The sequence below is a fragment of the Streptococcus sp. KR genome (assembly GCF_002238115.1).
In the GTDB taxonomy this organism is placed as follows: domain Bacteria; phylum Bacillota; class Bacilli; order Lactobacillales; family Streptococcaceae; genus Streptococcus.
In genome coordinates, this window is the sequence record NZ_NGVM01000009.1 from 71835 (window position 1) to 92420 (window position 20586).

The window sequence follows — 20586 nt, forward strand, 5'->3', positions numbered from 1 at the left end:
TTAATTTATTCTCAAGCTCGGATCTTTCAAACTCTGAACACTGGCATTGATCACCGCACCGACAATCAAAATCTTAGCGATAAGAATAAACCAGAACATCATGACCACCACGACGACGGAACTGAAAAAACGCACGTCCACTAGGTGATTGACATAATTGTTAACATAGACTGAAAAGATATTGAGCAGTAAGGCCAGAGTTAACAAAACAAAGGCACTACCTGGTAATACAGAGCGAATCCGTCGAACCTTAACATTAGGCAGGAAATAATAAAGCATGACCAAGATTGCAAAAATCAAAGCATAGACCAAGGGACCTGTTAGATCTTGCAGATAATCAAAGAGAGGACTATCCGATTTCCAGTAACTTTTGATAAGGTTGAGGAGCATGCGACCAAAGACACTGAGAAATAGAGCTAAGGCAAAGAGAATCTGCAAGCCAAAACTGACAAACAAACTCATGAGCTGATGGGAAATCATCCCACGATTTTTAGCTACTCCGTAAGCTTTATTAAAGGCTTTCTGTAGGAAATTCATGGATTTTGAAAAGGTCCAGAGGGCTGATAAAACCGCAAAACTCAATAAGCCTGTTGACGGTTGGGTCAGCACTTCTGTAATAATCTTTGCCACCACATCATACATGCTTTCCGGCAAGAATTCATTGACAACCTTTAAAAAATTAGAAACTGGAATCCGAAAATAAGGGAGGATATTAACGACCACCAAAAGAAGTGGAAAAATCGAAATCAACCAATAGTAGGCTACTGCGACACTGGTCAACTCACTATCTGATGCTTGATAATAATGCAAAAAAGCTTTTAATAAGGGCTTATCTATCAGCTCTTTCCACCACTTTTTCATGTCACACTCCTTCACTTATAATCTTATACTCAATGAAAATCAAAGAGCAAACTAGGAAGCTAGCCGCAGGCTGTACTTGAGTACGGTAAGGCGACGCTGACGTGGTTTGAAGAGATTTTCGAAGAGTATTAACTAATTTCTTCTTACCAATTCCACCATATCATAAGGCAGGGTATTGGCAGCTTCTTTCAGAGAATAGTTCTCTAAGTTATTCACATTTTGTCGTAACTTCTTGGCATACTTGGTCGTAATCAATCGTTTTTCTTCATATTCGAAAATCAACTTGCGCTCCAGATAATATCCTCTCAGCATTTCATCGATATTGTTGGGCTTGACGCGATTGATAACCCGTTCGACAAAGGCACCACTTGTGATAATAGCTGTTTCTCGGAGGCGAGAATCCTGCATGAAGCTGATTAAAGAACTCTTATAAACCCCTTTAAGGTTCTCCAGACTTTCGATAATCATCTCTGTATTTTCTAGATAGAGCTCTGCAATTTGATCATAGTCAAGGGCTCTAAGTTTCTGTGATTCTTCATTTCTCCAACTGCGGAAGGTCTTGCCTAAGGTAAAGACTTCGTGTAGGAGAAAACGTAAAATTCGCAAGGAAACAAGGAAATAATAGGTCAATCGTGAAGCAAACTTGCGATTGATACTTTGTTCCATGTTTTTCAGATAACGTTGGTAGACTCGATAGGCACGCTCACTCATCTTGCCTTCTTCGTAGGCCTGTTCTAGACCATCACTTTCAATACTGAGGATGAGAAGTTTCAAGGCCTCCCAATCCTCTTGAGCCCCCTTATTTTCTTGGCTCAGGATGAGATTTTCGATACGTCCATGGTAATTGTCAATGGCTGCATAGAGAGGGAGCTTATTTCTGGTGCCTTCCAACTCTTTTTCCAACTCTAGCGTTACTTCATTCAAAATAGCGATATGCATGAGATAATCCTTGCTTTCTTCCTGTTCATCAGAAAGATGAGGCAAGACCAAGAGACCTGTTAAAAAGCTTACCAGCGTCACACCTGCGACAAGGAAAAGCAAGAGAGGATACTCCTGCTCTAAATCACTTGGTATCAAAAGAATCGTAGCAATCGACACGGTTCCCTTGACACCTGAGAAGGTCAAAAGAAGCATGTCCTTCATATACTTATTTAGCTTTTTCTTGAGACGTCTGGTTCTATAGGCATAGTAGCCATAAATCATGACAAAACGAATAGCAAAGAGGACAAAGGTTAGGGCGACAAGAGATACCAATAAAAGTAAGGGATTATAGATTGGATTGGTCAAGATAGGTTCTGCTATCATTTCCAACTCCATCCCTAAAATCACAAAGACAGAACCGTTGAGCATAAAGTTCACTGTGTGCCAGACCGTCTCGGTCACCGTATCCACTTGAGCTTCGAGAAGCGTAATTTTCTTAAAACGGCTTGCCTTTAAAATTCCAGCAACCACAACAGCAATAATCCCTGAAACGTGGACTTCTTCTGCCAGGAAGAAGGTCACCAGGGGTAAACTCAATTCTAATAAAAGTTCGCTGGCAATATCCGTTGCTCTCACACTTAGCAAGAAACTATGGAGGAAACGGTTGGTCATGGCTGTTAAAAAGCCAATCAAAAAACCGCCTAGTATTGAAAAGATGAGCGAACTACTCGCTTGCCCAAGGGAAAAGGCCCCAGTTGTCCAAGCTGTCAAAGCTACCTGAAAGGCAACCAAACCTGATGCATCATTCAAGAGTCCTTCACCCTTAAGGATATTGGACACACGCTTAGGAAAGCTAAAACGCTCCGAAAGAGAAGCAAAAGCCACCAAGTCCGTAGGCCCAAGGGCTGCCCCAACAGCCAAACAAGCTGCCAAGGGAAGGCTGAGCCAAAGAAGATGGGCCAAGCCACCCAAACTCAGGGTCGAGATGAAAATCACTGGAAATATGAGATAAACAATGATTCGCCAGTGTTTTAAAATAGCCGTAATATCTGCTTCCTCTGACTCTCGGAAAAGCAAGGGCCCGATAACCAAGGCCAAAAACAACTCCGTATTGAGATGAAAATCGGTATTGGGTAAAAAGAGACCAATCACAATTCCCAAAAGAATTTGCACCAAAGGAAGAGGTAAAAAGGGCAGGAGCTTATTGGTTGTACTTGAGACAATCAAGACCAGTAAAAATAGGATGAGGTAAATCAGTAATTCCACGCACGACCTCCTTAATCTTTTTTACAACAAGATTCAAACATCTCCTTCTGCTCTTTGATTTTTTGGTCAATCTTGGAACAATCCTTGTGCTCAATTTTTCTCTGGCACCGTTCCATTTCAAGAGCAACTAATTTTTTCTTGATTTTAAGCATTTTTTTGCTCATATGCGCTTGGTCTAGCACTCCCACTGCTCGTTCGTGGTGGGTTGATTCGACAAAATTCTGGCGCATGGCATCCAGCTTTTCACGTAGGTATTGTTTATCCATGTCTATATCTCTCTAATTTTTCAATCATTACTAAAAATGGTGGGTTGTTAACTTGATTAAGAGTTCGGTAAATGGCAGCTGTGTACTCTTGTTGGTTCAACTGACTAACAAAATCCAAGACAGCATCCCTCTCGAGGTCGCCTCCTTCATGACCATAGTAGATCATGATAGCAATCCGTCCCCCTTTGACAAGCAAATGACACAGCTTTTCTAATGCTTCAATCGTTGTCTGAGGTCGGGTAATGACGGATTTATCAGCAGACGGCAGATAGCCCAGATTAAAGATCCCTGCCTTGGCTTCAGTCACAAACTGGTCCAGTATCTCATGACCTTGCAAGATTAACTGGGCATTTGTCAGGCCAGCCTGATGCAAACGCTCTTGGGTCTTTTCCAAGGCTTGTTCCTGAATATCAAAAGCATAGACTTGCTTGGCTAGCTTGGCTAAAAAAAGCGTGTCATGACCATTTCCCATTGTCGCATCCACTACGATATCATCCTGAGTCACTACCTCAGCCAAAAAATCATGTGCCATCTCAAGTGGTCTTTTCATTTTCAAACTCCTGTTTTACAGCCTTGCATCCTTGAACGCTTCCGCGACGTCGCATCTCCATCTCAATGCTGTTGAGAACTTCCCATTTATTGAGGCTCCACATAGGACCAATCAGCATATCTCTAGGTGCATCTCCTGTGATTCTATGGATGACAATATGCTTGGGAATGATCTCCAATTGGTCGCAGATGACCTTGACATATTCATCCTGGCTCATCAACTGCAAACGTCCTTCGTGATAATCTCGTTGCATACGTGTATTGGTCATTAGGTGAAGTAAATGCAGTTTAATTCCTTGAATATCATTATCGGTGACACAGCGGCGGACATTTTCAATCATCATATCATGGGTTTCACCAGGCAAGCCATTGATAAGATGGGAAACAATCTCAATCTTGGGATACTTTCTCAAACGCTTGACCGTTTCCACGTATAATTCATAAGAGTGGGCGCGGTTAATCAGGTCAGAGGTTGCTTCATAAGTGGTCTGCAAGCCCAATTCTACCGTCACATGCATGCGTTCCGATAACTCAGCCAAATATTCAATGGTTTCATCTGGTAAACAGTCTGGCCGCGTTCCAATATTGATTCCTACTACACCTGGCTCATTGATAGCCTGCTCATAGCGCTCTCGGATGACTTCCACCTTTTCATGGGTGTTGGTAAAATTTTGAAAATAAACCAGATACTTCTGAACATCAGGCCACTTACGGTGCATAAAGTCAATTTCCTTATAAAATTGCTCACGGATAGGCGCGTCCGGTGCTACGATAGCATCTCCAGAACCTGAAACCGTACAAAAAGTACAGCCTCCATGAGCCACAGTTCCATCACGATTGGGACAGTCAAATCCCGCATCAATAGGGACTTTAAAGGTCTTTTCTCCAAAGAGTTTTCGATAATAATCATTCAAGGTGTTATAAGATTTCATAACTTTCATTATAACAAAAAACAACCACAATCTCAAAAGCCTGACTTTCCTATAAATTCCTCTGTTTCTCATTTCCATTAGAGATTTTTTATGATACAATATGGATATGATTTTAATGAAATTAGCATCTATTTTATTATTGATACTGACCTTAGTAGTCTGCATTATCATAACCAAACTTTTTAGATTAAAAAAACTAGGACGAAACTTTGCGGATTTGGCTTTTCCAGTCTTGGTATTTGAGTATTACTTGATTACAGCTAAAACCTTTACCCATAATTTCCTCCCTAGACTAGGCCTAGCCCTCTCTCTCCTAGCCATTATTCTCGTTTTTTTCTTCCTTTTGAAAAAACGTAGCTTTTACTATCCTAAATTCATCAAATTTTTCTGGCGTGCAGGATTCTTATTAACCCTTGTCATGTATATCGAGATGATTGTTGAATTGTTCTTAATGAAATAATTGAATCCCTAAACATTTTCTAGGGATTTTTGCTTTCTCTACAAAATAAGGTAGATAATAACACTATACAATTTTATACAAAGAAAATCCCTTAGAAACTTATATTCCAAGGGATTTATCTTCTATCTAAGACAAGAGTTTCTCTCCACTCTTTAACGATAACGAAAGTATCAAAATTTCTAGTCTTCTTTTTTACCTTTAGTGGCTACTAATCCTGCACTCAAACAGAGTAGAGCTAAACCTGCTGCTACTGTTTCTTGGCTTGTCACACTACCTGTATTTGGTAACTGGGCTTTATTAGTTTGACTAGCTTCACTTGGAGCAATTGGTTTTGTTTCTGCTTTTTCTGACACTTGTGGTTTTGTATCTACCGGCTGTACTGGTTTCGTTGTTTCACCAGCTGTACCGACTTCTATGATGCGATCCTGAGCCATAACTTTATCATAGCTATCCTTTTCAGTTCGCTTACCATTTTCAACCTCGATTAAGTGAACACGGACTCCTTGTTTTCCTTCTTGAAGAACACGGGTTTCACCTAGATACAACTTATCAGACTTACGTTCCTGAACCTTGAAATCGATTGTTTCTTCTTCAATTACAAGTTCTGGTCTGTTAAGCACAAGATTTTTCACTTCGTCTTCTGGAAGAGAGGTGCCTGGTTTGGTTCCAACTTCCACGATACGATCTTCTGCAGCGACTTTATCGTAAGTTTCTTTAAGCTGACGTTTTCCATTTTCCACTTCAATCAAGTGAACACGGACGCCTTGTTTTCCTTCTTGGAGGACACGGGTTTCACCTAGATACAACTTATCAGACTTACGCTCCTGAACCTTGAAGTCAATGGTTTCTTCTTCGATTACAAGTTCTGGGCGATTCAGAACAAGATTTTTCACTTCGTCTTCTGGAAGGGCGGTGCCTGGTTTCGTTCCAACCAAGACGATGCGGTCTGTCGGTGCCTCTACCACTTCATGGAGTTTTTCTGCCTTACTTCCATCAGAATTAATTGCTGTAAAGATACGTTCCTTACCAACTTTTCCTTCTTGTTCTACACGAGTCTCACCTAGATAAAGTGTTGAATCTTTTTTCTCAACTGTCTTGTAGGCCAAATCGTTTTCAACAAATTCAAGTTTTGGAAGTTCCTCCTGTACAGCAGCAACTGTCTTCTCAGAAACTGGTTTTTCCTTAGTCAACTGGATACGGTATTCCTTAACTTGTTTTCCACTTTCTGAAACGAGGCGAACAAGTACTGGGAGGCTGTCTTCTCCACTATCTACAACTGTTGAAGCTACTTGATTGGTTTCTTCAACTGAGACTTTTGGACGTTGACCTTTATAGGTAATTTGATAATCTTGACGATTTTCAGCGAAATCAGGAAGTTCTTTTCCATCTACAAGAATCTTCGATTGAGTACTTTCTTGAGGCAATTCGCTTGGTGCAAGGAAGGTCATCTCAATCATCGCAACACCGCTCTTATCTGCTTTACGCTCCATACGCCATCTCATGGCTTTAGCTTTGACAGCTTTAAATGTTACGTTGATTTCATCACCAGCTGCAATGTCTTTATCCACACGATAAGGAACAGCTTCCCAATTTTCTGGATTGTTAAATGGATGGCCTGATTCGTATGCTTGGTAGTTTGAATAGTAGGTCGGCACTTCAAAGTCTGGGCCAATATAACGTTCCAAAACAAGTTTAGATGGTGCATCTGTACCACTATCTGCAAAGAAGTGAAGTTTGGCTTGCGCAACAGTCCGCTCTACAATCTTACCATTTTCACGGAAGATGACGCCTGCTGATACTTCTGGATTGGTAGACGGTCTTGCAGACCAGTTTGTCCAACGACGATTTTCAGAGTGATCTCTATCATTGATATAGTCTACACGGTCATGAGAACTGTCGTCAATATCATTAGTTGCTGAAGCAAAGGCCTGGTTACTGTTTTCATCATAGTTAGGGTTATCTGAAAGAGCCTCACCAAGTTTATCTGTCACTCGTACAGTGAACTCTGCAGTAAGATTGCTACCAAGGACACGACCTCGAACAGTAAATTGACCTGCTTTTGTCAGATTTTCTGCTGGAACTTCTTCCCATTCAACTGTCAGGTCTTTTGTTTCGTAACCGTCTTTACCTGTGAAGTAAACAGGAACCTTAGTTGGCAATTCAAGTGCTTGACCTAGTTGCAACAAGCGAGCTTGTTTAACCGCAGCAACTGGTTTACGAGAAAGCAAGTCTTTATCCTTAGTGAAGTGCAGACGGTATTCTCCTAATATGTCGCCATTTTCAGCTTTCGCGATGACACGAACTGGCTCACCTTCACGAACACTTGGAACGACGGTAGCGAGACCATTGTTGCTGACACTTGCTGTTACTGCGGGAACTTTTCCATCTACAGACTCAAGGTAGTAGTCTGTCAAATCAGGGTTGAAGTTTGCTAAGTCTTTACCGTCAACTTGGATTCTTGTTTGTCCTTGTTTGGCTGCCGCAACTTGTTTCGCAAAGATTTGTACTTCTGTGATAGACGTTCCACGCTTATTATCTGCTTTAACCATGCGAATGCGAACAGCATAAGTTTCAACTTTATCAAAGCTAAAGTGATTCATTTCTCCAGCCGTAAGTTGAGCAGGAGCTTTTAGATTTGTAACAGGTTTCCAGTTAGCTGGATCGTTAAATACATGGTCTTCATTGGCTACAAAGCTAGGGTTTCTAGGAGCTGTTGGAACAGTCTTACCAACATAATACTCAATCACATAAGATTTCGGTGCACCGACTCCATGGTCTTCGTGGAATCCGACACTTAGATTATCAACGGAGCGTTTGCTCAAGATACCTGAATCTCCGAATAGGACACCGACTGAAGCTTCTGGATTACTACGATTCCAGTTTGTCCAACGATTGGCTGGTCGGTCATTAAAGGAAATCAATTTATCGTTGACATTTGAAACAGGGTCGGTTGGATTTGAATCTGAAGCAAAGGCAAGTGGCAATTCTGAACCGGTCCATTGGTCAGAAATATTTGTACCTTGCTCAGTTTGAGCAGATACGCGAACATGAAGTTTAGTTGTTAATTGAGTACCTTCTAAGCGACCATTAACTGTAAAGACACCTTCCTTAGCGTATTGCTCTGGACGAATCGCATCCCATGCAACCTTAGCTGATGAAACGTGGCCATTTGAATCATATGTACGAACGCTTTCTGGTAATTGTGGTGCTTCTGCGATTGGAGTTGTCACACTAACTTCTTCAACTGAAACGATACCTTCTACAGATACTTTAGCACGCGCTTCCAGGTCAGTTCCTTCAACTTTACCTAACACTTCAAAGCTTTGATAGTGGTCTAGTTTTTCTTTCGGAATAGCTTGCCAAGTGACTTTGTGAGCTTTAGGGAAACCTTTGTCATACTCAACCGTTACTGTTGACGGAAGAGTAGGTTCTTGGTGTAAATCTGTCACTACATTTACAGGACGGATGGATTGCGCAATCTTCTTCTCAGTATTTGCTTGTATAGTGAGATTGATTTGACCTGTAGCACCCTCATATTCAGCTTTCAGAGTAAGTGCTCCTGGTTTATGCAACTCAAGCATTCCTTTTCGGACTGCAACTTCCCCTTCACCGCTTGTAGAGAAGCTCACCTTATCAGCTGGTAATACAGCTTGCGTTCCATCTTGATAGTGAGCTCGAACCGACAATTTGACTGTTTGGTCTTCTTTGAGACCGTCAGCTTGCTCAACTTGTAAGCTCAAGTGGTCAATTTTCGGTGCTTCTTCAAGGAATTGAATTGCATAGGTTTGAAGAGGGCCACCATCTTTAGACTGAACAAAGATGCTTGCACGCATGCCGTTTGCTGCGCTTGCTTGAAGAACTGTAACATCAGCATTTTCAGCACTTGCTGTGACTTCTGGCAATTGGGCACCATAAGCAAGAGTGCGGTATTGCATCGGTTGTTGACTAGTAAGCCCTGTTACTGCCTCACCACCAACAGTAACAGTTGGCACTACAGGTGCTACAGCTTTTCCTTCTTCTACCACAAGGGTTGCATGAATAGTTTCTCCAGCTAACTGACCAGTCATTTGAATACGTGATCCAGCTACTGAAAGTTTGGCTTTATCTGCTTCCGCAATCTCCCAGCTATCTACTTCGTACTCTTGTACACTTCCATCGGTTACAAGTATTGACACATATTTATCTACAGTGTTCAAGTCTGCTCCTGGAGCAACACGTTTAACTGTTGGTAATTCTTTCGCAATTGCTAGAACCTCGACACGAGCCTCTACCTCACGTCCATTTGCTGTACCTTTAGCAGTCACAACTCCGGCTTGACTAACATCGACTTGAGACCAAGTTACTGGAAGTTTTTCACGACTACCATCGCTGTATACAAAACCTACTGTTTTCGGCATTTTTGGATCTTTACCGATTAATGTACGAACTCTTGCTACTTCTGTCCCCAAAACAGTCTTCTCTTGTCCTTCTTTTTTACCAGTAAAGACAGTTACTTGACTAGATTTCAAGAGATCTGAATGGGCCGTCAGTGTGAATTTACCTGCTTGTTCAGTTGATTTGACAATGGCAACACCTTTACCATTAAATGCTTTACGAATCCAAGAACCATCTGCTTGCGCCTTATAGCGTTCACGGCTGGCTTGTTCCCCGTTATCAACACCGACAAGTTGGCCCTGTCCGTGCAATTGGAAGCGAACCAGATTATTAGCAGTTGGTACTACATTCCCTTGGCTGTCAACGATTTCGTAGTAGATGTATGTCAAGTCTTTTCCATCTGCTGCGATTGCATGATCTTCTTTGATAAGACGAACAGCCGCTGGCTTACCAGCAGTCGTAATCTTATCTCGAGCAATTTCCTTGCCAGATTCATCACGAGCAATTGCTTCCAAGGTACCTGGTTGATAAGCAACTTTCCATTCAAGATAAAGTTCATTAGCATTAGCACCTTCTTGGTAAGTTCGTCCATCGCTAGTTTGTTTTTTGTTGAAAGTCTTAAGACCAAGAGATTTTCCATTCAAGAACAATTCTACACTTGCAGCATTTGAATAAGCACGTACAGGGATTTTATTTTCCGCGTCTGCTACATTGTCTATCAACTCTTTGTTTTCCCAGTTCCAGTGAGGAAGAAGGTGAACCATTGGTTTTTTCTTGGCAGAAACCCATTGACTTTGGTAAAGATAAAAGTCGTTTTTTGGAATACCTGCAGTATCTACGATACCAAAATAAGAGCTTTTAACCGGCGTGTTGTTTTGGTTGTGCCATGGTGTTGGTTCACCGATATAGTCCGTACCTGTCCAAATGAATTGACCAGCATAGCCAGCATTGTCACGGTCAAATGTCCATGAAGCAGTTGCTGTTTTCCCCCAACCAACACGGTCATTTCCATAATCTGACTGTTCATAGTTACGCCATGACTGATTACTTTGTACCCACTCACGCTCTGGGTGGAAGTAACTTCCTCTTGTACGCGTTGCTGAAGATGTTTCTGACCCATAAATCAACCAGTTTGGATGCTTAGCTCTAAGGGCTTTGTAATTATCTTCAGAGTAGTTAAATCCAACAGCATCGAGTTCATCAGCAATTTTTTCATGCCCACCGCTACCATTACCGAAACGGAACTTATCTGCTCCCATGGTAACATAACGAGTTTTATCAACATCCTTGATAACTTTGACTAGACGTTTAACAGTCGTTAGAGAATGAGGATCCCCATTTGCTTCACCGATTTCATTTCCGATTGACCACATAAAAACAGCAGGATTATTTTTGTCTCTCTCTACCATAGTACGTAAATCGTAGTCGGACCATTTTTCACCTTTTTTAGCCTCAGGATGGGTAGCATCTTTTTCAAAGAAACGTCCGTAGTCATAAGGTTTCTTTCCACCATACCAAGTATCAAAGGCCTCTTCTTGAACAAGTAAGCCAAGTTCAGCTGCAATCTGTAAAGTCTGAGGACTTGCTGGGTTGTGAGTCGTACGAATCGAATTCACCCCCATTTCCTTCATCTGTTTCAGTCTACGGTACTCAGCCTTGTAGTTTTCTTCTGCTCCAAGCGCTCCGTGGTCATGGTGCAAGGAAACTCCATGGAATTTAATGCGTTCACCATTCAAAGAGAAGCCCTCATTTGGAGTCCAGTTATAATATCGGTAACCAAACAGATCTTTCTTAGCATCAACTAATTGACCGTCCCGGTAAACACGTGTAACTAATTCATACAAGGCCGGTTTGTCATTTAAAACCGTCCAGAGTTTTGGTCTTTCAACTTCTAAAATCGCATCAAGACTAGTTACTTCATGTGCTTTCAAGGTACGGCTCTCTGTACGTACTAGACCTGTCACAGCCTGACCACCACGTTCAACGATTTGATATTCTGCTACAAGTTGATGGTCTTTGTCGTCCGTATTGATAATTTTGCTGGTCACATGAGTTTCAACCTTGCCGTGTTGCTGTTGTTCAAGTTTTGGTGTTAAGATGGTTGTCCCATTTTTCTCAACATGAACTTTATCTGTCACTTGTAAAGTCACATCACGGTAAATACCGCTACCTGAATACCAACGGCTGCTTGGTTGTTTGTTGACTGCATGAACAGCAATTACATTCTCACGTCCATCTTTGTTCAAATAGTTAGTGATGTCATATGAAAATTGGTTATAACCATTTGGGTAATGACCCACTAACTGACCATTGACATAAACTTGAGAATCCATGTAGACGCCATCAAAAGTGAGGCGAACATTTTTCTTGAGATCTTTTTCATCTAGTTTGAAAGTCTTGCGATACCAAGCTTCCCCACCGTTAAGCTGTCCACCTTCATTTTGTGCAGGAGATTCATGATCAAAATCATTAAAGATACTCCAGTCATGCGGTAAATCTAATTTTTTCCACGTAGATACATCTGCATCCGGTTTAATGGCTTCCTTAGAATTTGCATTGAGTTTAAAGTGCCAATTTTGGTTAAAATTCACTTTTCTGTCTTCAATCATTTGATTGACTTCTTCATTTGTCACAGCTTTAACATCTTCCTTGAGCGGTTTTTCTTGACTTGAAGCTTGTGATTCTATCTTTGGAGCTTTTTCTTCAGGTTTTGAAGACGCTTTTTCCTCTTTTAGAGTTACTGCTTTATCTTCTTTCTTCTCAGATGAAATAGACTCAGTTGCACTAGGTTGTTTTTGTGCTGTACTTTCAACTACATTTTTAGTTTCCAAAGCTTGATCAAGCTTTTCTTCTACTATAGGATTTTCGTCTTTAGGTTTCTCAGCAGTACGAGTAATAGGTGTTTCATCCGCATTAACTACAGATTCTCCAGCTATATTTCCTGCGAATAGAACTGCACAAGTTCCAATCATTACTGAGCAAGCTCCTACAGCAAACTTACGAATGCTATAGACTCTTTTCCGATTCCAATGGCTTTTTTCCATAAAATCCTCCTTTTAGTAATCGCTTTCATTTTTATGTAAGCGCATACTTTTACTAGTCTTTTACCCTTATTTTATTAAATAATATAGGAATTTTCAATACTCTAGCATATAAAATAATATTTTTGATTGTTTTTTCTAAAATTTGTAGAAGAATTTTTAAAAAACTGAATGTAGTTTTAAAAGAAAAAATACTTATTAACCTTTAAATTAAAAGAAGTAAAAAAGTCCCTTTAAAAGGAACTTCTACTATTTATAATTAAAAGTTTCCCCTGCCAGCTTATCAGCTAGCTTTGGAAAAAGAGTATAAAACTTATGGGCTAGGTTCAACAACATCGGGAGATTGAGTTCTCGTTTGTTTTTTCCTATAATCTTGACAATCTTTTTAGCCACTGCATCTGGTTTCAACAGGAAGCGTTCAACCGACTTGAGATAGCTTCCATCTGGGTCGGCTTGGTCGAAAAATCCTGTGCGGATTGGTCCTGGATTGACAGTCGTTACGTAAATACCATAAGGCATCAGTTCGAGGCGTAAGGCATTTGAAAAACCAATGGCCGCAAACTTGGTAGCAGAGTAGAGACTAGACTTACCAGTAGCGATCAAACCTGCCATGCTAACAATATTGATGATATGGCCTTTTCGACTTTCCTTCATTCGAGCCGCAAGGCGACGAGATAGATTCATCAAGGCAAAGGTATTAACCTCGAACATCTGATGAATATCTTGGTCAGAAATCTGGTCAAATTCCTCAAAAATCCCGTAACCAGCATTGTTTATCAAGACATCAATCTTGCCATAACGGAGATAGAGGTCTGCTACCAGAGTTTCTAAGGCTGAATCATCGGTAATATCGATTTCAATCAATTCTGCACGGGGATGGTTTCCGTAGAGTTGGGCTAATTTTTCCTTATTTCTACCAAGCAAGATGAGTTGGTCGTTTTGCAAGAATTTGACCATTTCTTGGGCTAGGCCACCGCTAGCTCCAGTAATGAGAATAGTAGGCATACTTATCCTTTCCCAATCTTTTAGATTTCCACTTCTTCCAAGTCTTTGACCACATGGACATTTTCAAAAATCGTTGCCGCATCTTTCTTGAGCTTGCTGATATCTTTTGAGAGGAAACGGGCACTGATATGGTTAAGCAAGAGGCGTTTAGCACCTGCTTCTACCGCTACTTGTGCAGCTTGCATGTTAGTAGAGTGGCCATGGTTACGAGCAATTTTTTCATCACCCTTGCCATAAGTTGATTCATGGACAAGGACATCGGCATTGACAGCCAGACGCACACTGGAATTGGTTTTTCTAGTATCACCTAGAATGGTAATAATCTTACCAGGACGTGGCGCTGAGATATAGTCTGCTGCCTTGATTTCAGTTCCGTCTTCCAAAACAACATCTTGGCCGTTCTTGATTTTCCCAAAAAGTGGGCCAAATGGGACACCAGCTGCCTTTAATTTTTCAGCATCCAAGGTCCCTTCTAGGTCCTTTTGCATGACACGATAGCCAACGCAGAAAATAGTGTGGTCCAGCTCCTCTGCATACACCGTGAATTTATCGGTTTCAAGGATTTTTCCTAAAGAATCTTGGTCAAACTCATGAAAATGAATACGGTAAGGCAGGCGCGAACCTGACACACGAAGACTGGTTAAGACAAATGACTTGATTCCTTGCGGTCCATAGATTTCCAAATCTGTCTGCTCTTCATTGGCCTGAAAGGCACGGCTAGAAAGGAAACCTGGTAAGCCAAAAATGTGGTCTCCATGTAGGTGGGTGATAAAGATTTTGCTGACCTTCCGTGGTCGAATTGTGGTTTCCAGAATGCGATTTTGCGTACCTTCTCCACAGTCAAAGAGCCAGACTTCGTTAATCTCGTCCAAGAGTTTCAGAGCGAGACTTGAAACGTTGCGGGCTTTAGAGGGCTGACCAGCCCCCGTTCCTAAAAATTGAATATCCATTCGATACTTTCTAATTAATCAATATATAACATGGCTGTGCGATTTTCCGATCGGAAATAGCGCTTGCCAGAAAAAGCTGTAGCTTCCTGTAATAACTCCTCTTGGCTGTAACCTTTAAGACGCTTGCGACCATCAGCCAAGCTTTCCAAATCAGTCAAAGCTGTGAGACTCTCTACGCTAACAACTTCCTCATCTCCGACAGCCTTCATGTAAATCTTACCAGACTCCTCAAAGACCAGCTGATGGGGGAAAATTTGCGCAATTTCAAAGAGCAAGTCATCTGAAATCTTCTCTTCATTCTCAGAAAAAATCCGACCCAGACCCTCACTCTCATAGCAAAAACCAAAGGATTTACCAGACAGATTAAGCCGAATAAAAGGCTTATTTTCTAGAGTGAAACTAGGTTCAGCATTGTAAAGATTCAGTTCCTGACTGAGTTCCGCAAAATAATCCGTCGCAGCCTCAGGACTTTTTTTCTGGTAGAGTTCTGCAAAGTAAGCATTGACCACGCTAGGCGGAGGAGTGATCAGTGCCAACTGCTCTTGCTCTGTTCTACCAGCTAGAAGTTGATCCAGATAGACCTTATCCAGACTTGTATAGCCCCCATATTTTAGAGCTAAGGTTTTGATATCAGTCATAAAATTCTTCTAACCTCCATTTGTTTTTCTCGGAAATGTAGCCTCTAATCACTTCGCCGTCATCTTGATAATCACGTTCTTCAAGAATCGCAACACTTTCTAAATCATGAATCTTGTAGGATTTAGAGAAGGGCACACGCAGGGTAAAGGATTCAAAAATATCCTTGATTTTCTCTAAAAATAGAGCTTGCAACTTCTCACGACTATCCTCAGATTTGGCAGAAATAAGAGCGTATGGCGTTTGGGTCGGCATGAAATCCTCCACCAAATCCGCTTTATTATAAAGTGTCAGGCGAGGAATATCTTCCATGTCCAGATCTTTCATGATGGATAGAACTGTTTTTTCATGCTCCTCGTGGTAAGGATTGCTGGCATCGATAACATGAACCAGAAGGTCCACATGCTTGCTTTCTTCCAAGGTCGACTTGAAACTGGACACCAACTCTGTCGGCAAATCTTGGATAAAACCCACGGTATCTGTCAAAGTTACTTGAAGATTGCCTCCCAGATGGATACTCTTGGTCGTCGCATCCAGAGTCGCAAAGAGCTCGTCTGCTTCATACTGGGTCTTACTGGTCAAGGTGTTCATGATGGTTGACTTCCCAGCATTGGTGTAACCAATCAAACCAATCTTGAAGGTGCTTGACTCCAAACGTTTTTCTCTGACAGTCGCCCGATTTTTCTCAACCACCTTGAGCTGGCGCTCGATATCCGTGATTTGGTTGCGAACGCTACGACGGTTCAGCTCCAGCTGGCTTTCACCAGGTCCACGGGAACCAATTCCCCCTGCCTGACGACTGAGCATAATCCCCTGACCAACCAAGCGGGGCAAGAGGTACTTGAGCTGGGCAAGATGAACTTGAAGTTTCCCTTCATGACTTCGAGCCCGCATGGCAAAGATATCCAAAATCAACTGCATACGGTCAATGACCTTGACACCCAGAACCTCTTCTAAATTGACATTTTGCCGTGGAGTTAAACGGTTATTGACAATGACAGTGGTGATTTCTTCTGCATCTACCATGAGCGCAATCTCTTCTAACTTACCAGAGCCAACGAAGGTCTTGGAATCATATTTTTCACGTTTTTGTCTGTAACTATCTACAACGACTGCCCCAGCTGTCTTAGCCAGACTGGCCAATTCTTCCATAGAGAGATCAAAATTGTCCATGCCCTGCAATTCTACACCAATGAGCAGGACCCGTTCCTCTTTTTTCTCCGTTTCAATCATCTAAAAACTCCTCTATCTGGCTTAAAATGCGATCTTTTACACCAGTTTCTCCAATCTGATAAAAGGTCACCTGCATGCGATTACGGAACCAGGTCAACTGACGCTTGGCAAAACGACGAGTAGCCTGTTTGAGACTCTCACTAACTTCTTCCAAGGTCTGCTCTCCACGGAAATACGGAAAGAGTTCCTTATAACCAATTCCTTTAGCAGCCTGCACATCTGGATAGTGGTCAAACAACCGCTTGGCCTCATCCAAAAGCCCAGCCTCAAACATCAAATCCACTCGATGATTGATTCGTTCATATAATTGACTGCGTTCATCATCTAAGCAGATAATCAATGGTTCATACAAGGTCTCTTGATTTTCCAAATCCTGACCAAAATGGGCAATTTCCAAGGCACGCATAGCACGACGACGATTAAACTGGGGAATCTCAAGGCCAGCTTGCTCCACAAGATAGGCTAGTTCCTCATCTGTATAGGGCTCTAAACTAGCCCGATAGGCCAAAATTTCCTCATGGGGAGTCTCCCCACCTAAATGGTAGCCTTCTAACAAGCTCTGGATATACAGTCCAGTCCCACCAGCGATAATGGCTAGCTTGCTACGACTGTGAATATCTTCAATAGCCATCTTAGCTTCTGAAACAAAATCAAAAGCCGAGTAAGACTCGGTTACCTCTCTAACATCGATTAAATGATGGGGAACAGCTGCCTGCTCTTCTGGACTAGCCTTAGCCGTCCCAATATCTAGACCTCGGTAAACCTGCTGACTATCGCCACTAACAACTTCGCCATTAAAACGCTTTGCAACTTCAATGGCTAGAGCTGTCTTTCCAACTGCAGTCGGTCCAACAATCACAATTATTTTTGTTTTCATCTTTTTTCCTTGAAAAATTCCCATTTTTTCGTTACTATTATTATAACACAAAAAGGTCAGTCAGAAAAATGTGACCTCTTAAGGAGGCTGGCTGATTGAGAATATAAAGGAGGAAGACTCATGGCTAAAGGATTCGCTAAAGGTCTTGTAACAGGTGTCGCAGGAACTGTCGCTGCAGTCGCAGGTGCAGTATACGCATTTAAAAAGAAAGTGATCGAACCAGAGGAGCAAAAAGCAGCTTTCATCGAAGAAAACCGTAAAAAAGCAGCTCGTCGCCGCGTATCACGTTAAGAAATAAAAGAAGTTGGGATTTATTTTCTCAACTTCTTTTTCTATTCTTTTAAATAGCTAGGTCAAACTTCAACTGCGGCTTAACAGGGTCATAATCCACCAACTCAAAATCTTCTGCTTTGATATCAAAGAAATTGGTCTTATCTGGTACATTCAAGACCAAACGTGGTTGGCAGTTTGATGGCTCCCGACGGAGCAATTCCTGAGCTTGTTCAAATTGATTGTCATAGATATGGAGGTTGTTGATAAAGTAGAAGAACTTACCAACCTTCCAGCCAAAATGTTTGGCAATCATCATTTGAAGAGCCACATACTGCATAGCGTTGATGTGGTGGGCCACTAGCATGTCGTTAGAACGCTGGGTCAAGGTCGCATCCAGATAGATTTCTCCATCTACACGGCGGACATCAAACATGGTCTGAAAGGCGCATGGGAGGAGGCCGTCCGTCTCCTCAAAAGCTTGATAATCCCAGAGAGAGATAATATTGCGGCGGTTCCAAGGGTTGGCTTCCAACTGTTTGAGAAGCTTATTGATGATGTCGTGTTTCTTAACGACCGCCCCGTAACGCTCACCAATGGTTCCTGTATTTCCCACTTCCCAGTCATTCCAGTAGTGAACATTGTACTTGCTATTCAGCACTTCTAAGCTATTAGACTGATCTTGGTAGATCCAGAGCACTTCCTTGATGGCGGATTTGATTGCAATGGGACGCAAGGTTGTAATGGGGAATTCCCCCTTGGCCAAGTCATACTCTGCAAAGGCACCCGTTACGTACTTAGAGTTGGCAACTGTCCCATCCTTGTACTTGGGACGTGCTTGCTCTGAGAAAACACCTTCCTTTAGAATGCGTTCAATATTCTCTTTAAAAATCGTATCTGCTTTTGTCATTTACTCTCACCTCATTTATTGTCCTAACTAGTATAGCATAAAAAAAGAAAGGAGGAAAATCACTCGCTTCTGGAAAGCAATTTTCTCCTTTTTTATCTTATTGCAATACAAGTGATGCTGCTCCGATAACTCCAGCGTCGTTTCCTAGAGTTGCAAGAGCCAATTTAGTTGTTGTGCGTACTTGTGGGAAGGTATTTTCGTCGTAAACCTTTTGAACACCTTGTAGAAGGAATTCTCCTGCAGCTGATACACCACCACCAATAACGATGGTTGATGGGTTTAGGATTGAACCAATGTTAGCACAAGCGATTCCCAAGTAACGTGAGAAGTTACGGTAAACGATCAAAGCAAGGTCGTCTCCTTCTTTTGCCAAATCAAAGACAGTCTTAGCAGTTACTTCTTCTCCGTTATCAATCAAGCGTTTCAAGGCTGCATCACCTTCGTATTCATCAGCATAACGACGAGTCAAGTTGACAATCCCTGTTGCTGAAGCGACTGTCTCAAGGCAACCTTTCTTACCGCAAGTACATGCGATTGGTTGGTCAAAGTCAACAGTGATGTGGCCAAGCTCACCTGCTGCACCAGCCACACCGTGAAGCAATTTGCCTTCAGCGACGATACCGCCACCAACACCTGTACCAAGTGTCATAAAGACAACATCTGGTTGGTTATCACCAGCCCCCATCCAACGTTCACCAAGAGCAGCTACGTTGGCATCATTATCGATGAAGAATGGAATACCCAAGGCTTTTTCAATCTTCTCTTTGATTGGTTGAAGGGTTTTCCAGTTGAGGTTGTAGGCACCGATAACAGTCCCTTTTTCACGGTCAACCACACCTGGTGATCCCATTCCAATACCTTGGAAGTCCGCTGCTGCCAATCCAAGCAGGTCTAAACGATGTTGAATAGACTCAATCATATCATCAACGATATGACTCCCCTCATCCAAAATATTAGTCTTGATAGACCATTTTTCTTGGATTTCTCCCTCTTGAGTTAAAATTGCAAACTTGATAGATGTACCACCAAGGTCAATCCCAATAATCTTTTGACTCATCGTCTTCTCCTTTTTAATTGAAAATGCTTACAGATATAGTATAACAAAATCGTTAGATTTGTGCAAAGCTTTGCATGAAAAAGTTACATCTAATAATTAATAACTATTTATCCCCTAGTTTTTGAATGGCATAGTTTGCTTCTTCTTTTGTAAATTTTCCAATCCAAGAAGAAGTTAGCCACTCATAAATCTCTGTCTTTGATAAATGGTTATTCTTTCGGTATTCTCTTGCTGTAATTAAGGCATTTGCTTTGTAATCTGCATTCAAGTGATCGATGGCATACTGCGCTGCTGAACTTGAAAAACCATACCACGTTAATGAGTCATAGAGAGCTTTTTTTGACTTATGTAAAACCGAATTATAGCTTTTCGCTTTATTTAAAGCAGCATTGTACTGCTTCCCATCTAGTTTTGGTTGCCGCACACCATCGTAGTCTACATAGTGACGGCCACCATCTACCCATTTGCCCCTTACCATTTTGCCTTCAGAATCAACATAGTAACGGCCACCATCTACCCATTCATTCTTGGCCATCTTTCCATCTGATTTGAAATAATAATTTCCTACCCATTTATTGCGAGCTTGGCTGCCTTCTGATGGTAGATTAAGTTTTTGAATTGCATAGTTTGCTTCTTCTTTTGTAAATTTTCCAATCCAAGAAGAAGTTAGCCACTCATAAATCTCTGTCTTTGATAAATGGTTATTCTTTCGGTATTCTCTTGCTGTAATTAAGGCATTTGCTTTGTAATCTGCATTCAAGTGATCGATGGCATACTGCGCTGCTGAACTTGAAAAACCATACCACGTTAATGAGTCATAGAGAGCTTTTTTTGACTTATGTAAAACCGAATTATAGCTTTTCGCTTTATTTAAAGCAGCATTGTACTGCTTCCCATCTAGTTTTGGTTGCCGCACACCATCGTAGTCTACATAGTGACGGCCACCATCTACCCATTTGCCCCTTACCATTTTGCCTT

General features: G+C 41.7%; 16 protein-coding genes. 2 read left to right on the forward strand and 14 right to left on the reverse strand.

The features are described 5' to 3' along the window. The 5 genes from CBI42_RS05215 to CBI42_RS05240 form a co-directional block, all read right to left on the reverse strand. Positions 1–861, reverse strand: a complete 861-nt coding sequence (locus tag CBI42_RS05215) for a YihY/virulence factor BrkB family protein (RefSeq protein WP_094753416.1) — start codon at positions 859–861, stop codon at positions 1–3. A 132-nt stretch (positions 862–993) separates the two neighbouring features. Beyond that, a complete protein-coding gene (locus tag CBI42_RS05225) occupies positions 994–3048 on the reverse strand; it encodes a cation:proton antiporter (RefSeq protein WP_094753417.1) in 2055 nt (684 codons plus the stop codon). A gap of 11 nt (positions 3049–3059) precedes the next feature. Beyond that, positions 3060–3314, reverse strand: a complete 255-nt coding sequence (locus tag CBI42_RS05230) for a hypothetical protein (RefSeq protein WP_023945631.1) — start codon at positions 3312–3314, stop codon at positions 3060–3062. Continuing rightward, the gene (locus CBI42_RS05235; protein ID WP_033684903.1) at positions 3307–3864 is read right to left on the reverse strand and encodes a tRNA (mnm(5)s(2)U34)-methyltransferase; all 558 of its coding nucleotides are present in this window, start codon (positions 3862–3864) and stop codon (positions 3307–3309) included. The genes CBI42_RS05230 and CBI42_RS05235 overlap by 8 nt, the downstream gene beginning before the upstream one ends. After that, the gene (locus CBI42_RS05240) at positions 3848–4804 is read right to left on the reverse strand and encodes a TIGR01212 family radical SAM protein (RefSeq protein WP_094753419.1); all 957 of its coding nucleotides are present in this window, start codon (positions 4802–4804) and stop codon (positions 3848–3850) included. Before CBI42_RS05240 ends, CBI42_RS05235 begins: the two co-directional genes overlap by 17 nt. A 91-nt stretch (positions 4805–4895) precedes the next feature. Between CBI42_RS05240 and CBI42_RS05245 the strand changes: the two genes are divergently transcribed. Next, positions 4896–5255, forward strand: coding sequence for a DUF3397 family protein (locus CBI42_RS05245; RefSeq protein ID WP_004269933.1), 360 nt, complete (start codon positions 4896–4898; stop codon positions 5253–5255). 179 nt (positions 5256–5434) lie between these two features. On the opposite strand, the gene bgaA is transcribed toward CBI42_RS05245, so the two are convergent. The 6 genes from bgaA to miaA form a co-directional block, all read right to left on the reverse strand. Beyond that, positions 5435–12673 carry an LPXTG-anchored adhesin/beta-galactosidase BgaA gene (gene bgaA, locus CBI42_RS05250; RefSeq protein WP_094753420.1) on the reverse strand — a complete coding sequence of 2413 codons (7239 nt, stop codon included), beginning with the start codon at positions 12671–12673 and terminating at the stop codon, positions 5435–5437. Positions 12674–12919: 246 nt separating this feature from the next. Further along, positions 12920–13675 carry an SDR family NAD(P)-dependent oxidoreductase gene (locus tag CBI42_RS05255; protein ID WP_094753421.1) on the reverse strand — a complete coding sequence of 252 codons (756 nt, stop codon included), beginning with the start codon at positions 13673–13675 and terminating at the stop codon, positions 12920–12922. 20 nt (positions 13676–13695) lie between these two features. Further along, positions 13696–14625, reverse strand: a complete 930-nt coding sequence (gene rnz / locus CBI42_RS05260) for a ribonuclease Z (protein WP_094753422.1) — start codon at positions 14623–14625, stop codon at positions 13696–13698. 14 nt (positions 14626–14639) lie between these two features. Next, positions 14640–15263 (reverse strand): cystathionine beta-lyase, encoded by a 624-nt coding sequence (locus CBI42_RS05265; RefSeq protein WP_094753423.1) that lies wholly within the window; start codon positions 15261–15263, stop codon positions 14640–14642. Next, positions 15256–16494: a GTPase HflX gene (gene hflX, locus CBI42_RS05270; protein WP_094753424.1), complete on the reverse strand. Its 1239-nt coding sequence runs from the start codon at positions 16492–16494 to the stop codon at positions 15256–15258. Before hflX ends, CBI42_RS05265 begins: the two co-directional genes overlap by 8 nt. Continuing rightward, a complete protein-coding gene (miaA, locus tag CBI42_RS05275; protein ID WP_094753425.1) occupies positions 16487–17371 on the reverse strand; it encodes a tRNA (adenosine(37)-N6)-dimethylallyltransferase MiaA in 885 nt (294 codons plus the stop codon). Before miaA ends, hflX begins: the two co-directional genes overlap by 8 nt. A gap of 120 nt (positions 17372–17491) precedes the next feature. Between miaA and CBI42_RS05280 the strand changes: the two genes are divergently transcribed. After that, a complete protein-coding gene (locus CBI42_RS05280) occupies positions 17492–17662 on the forward strand; it encodes a DUF3042 family protein (protein ID WP_001051780.1) in 171 nt (56 codons plus the stop codon). A 49-nt stretch (positions 17663–17711) separates the two neighbouring features. Here the strand turns inward: CBI42_RS05280 and CBI42_RS05285 are convergent, their stop codons facing one another. The 3 genes from CBI42_RS05285 to CBI42_RS05295 form a co-directional block, all read right to left on the reverse strand. Continuing rightward, complete coding sequence (locus CBI42_RS05285; protein ID WP_094753426.1) at positions 17712–18551, reverse strand: thymidylate synthase; 840 nt, start codon at positions 18549–18551, stop codon at positions 17712–17714. Between the two features lie 97 nt (positions 18552–18648). Then, positions 18649–19608, reverse strand: a complete 960-nt coding sequence (locus tag CBI42_RS05290; RefSeq protein WP_004256124.1) for an ROK family glucokinase — start codon at positions 19606–19608, stop codon at positions 18649–18651. 103 nt (positions 19609–19711) lie between these two features. Then, on the reverse strand, positions 19712–20586 hold an 875-nt coding region (locus tag CBI42_RS05295), incomplete at its 5' end, for an Ltp family lipoprotein (RefSeq protein ID WP_179211364.1).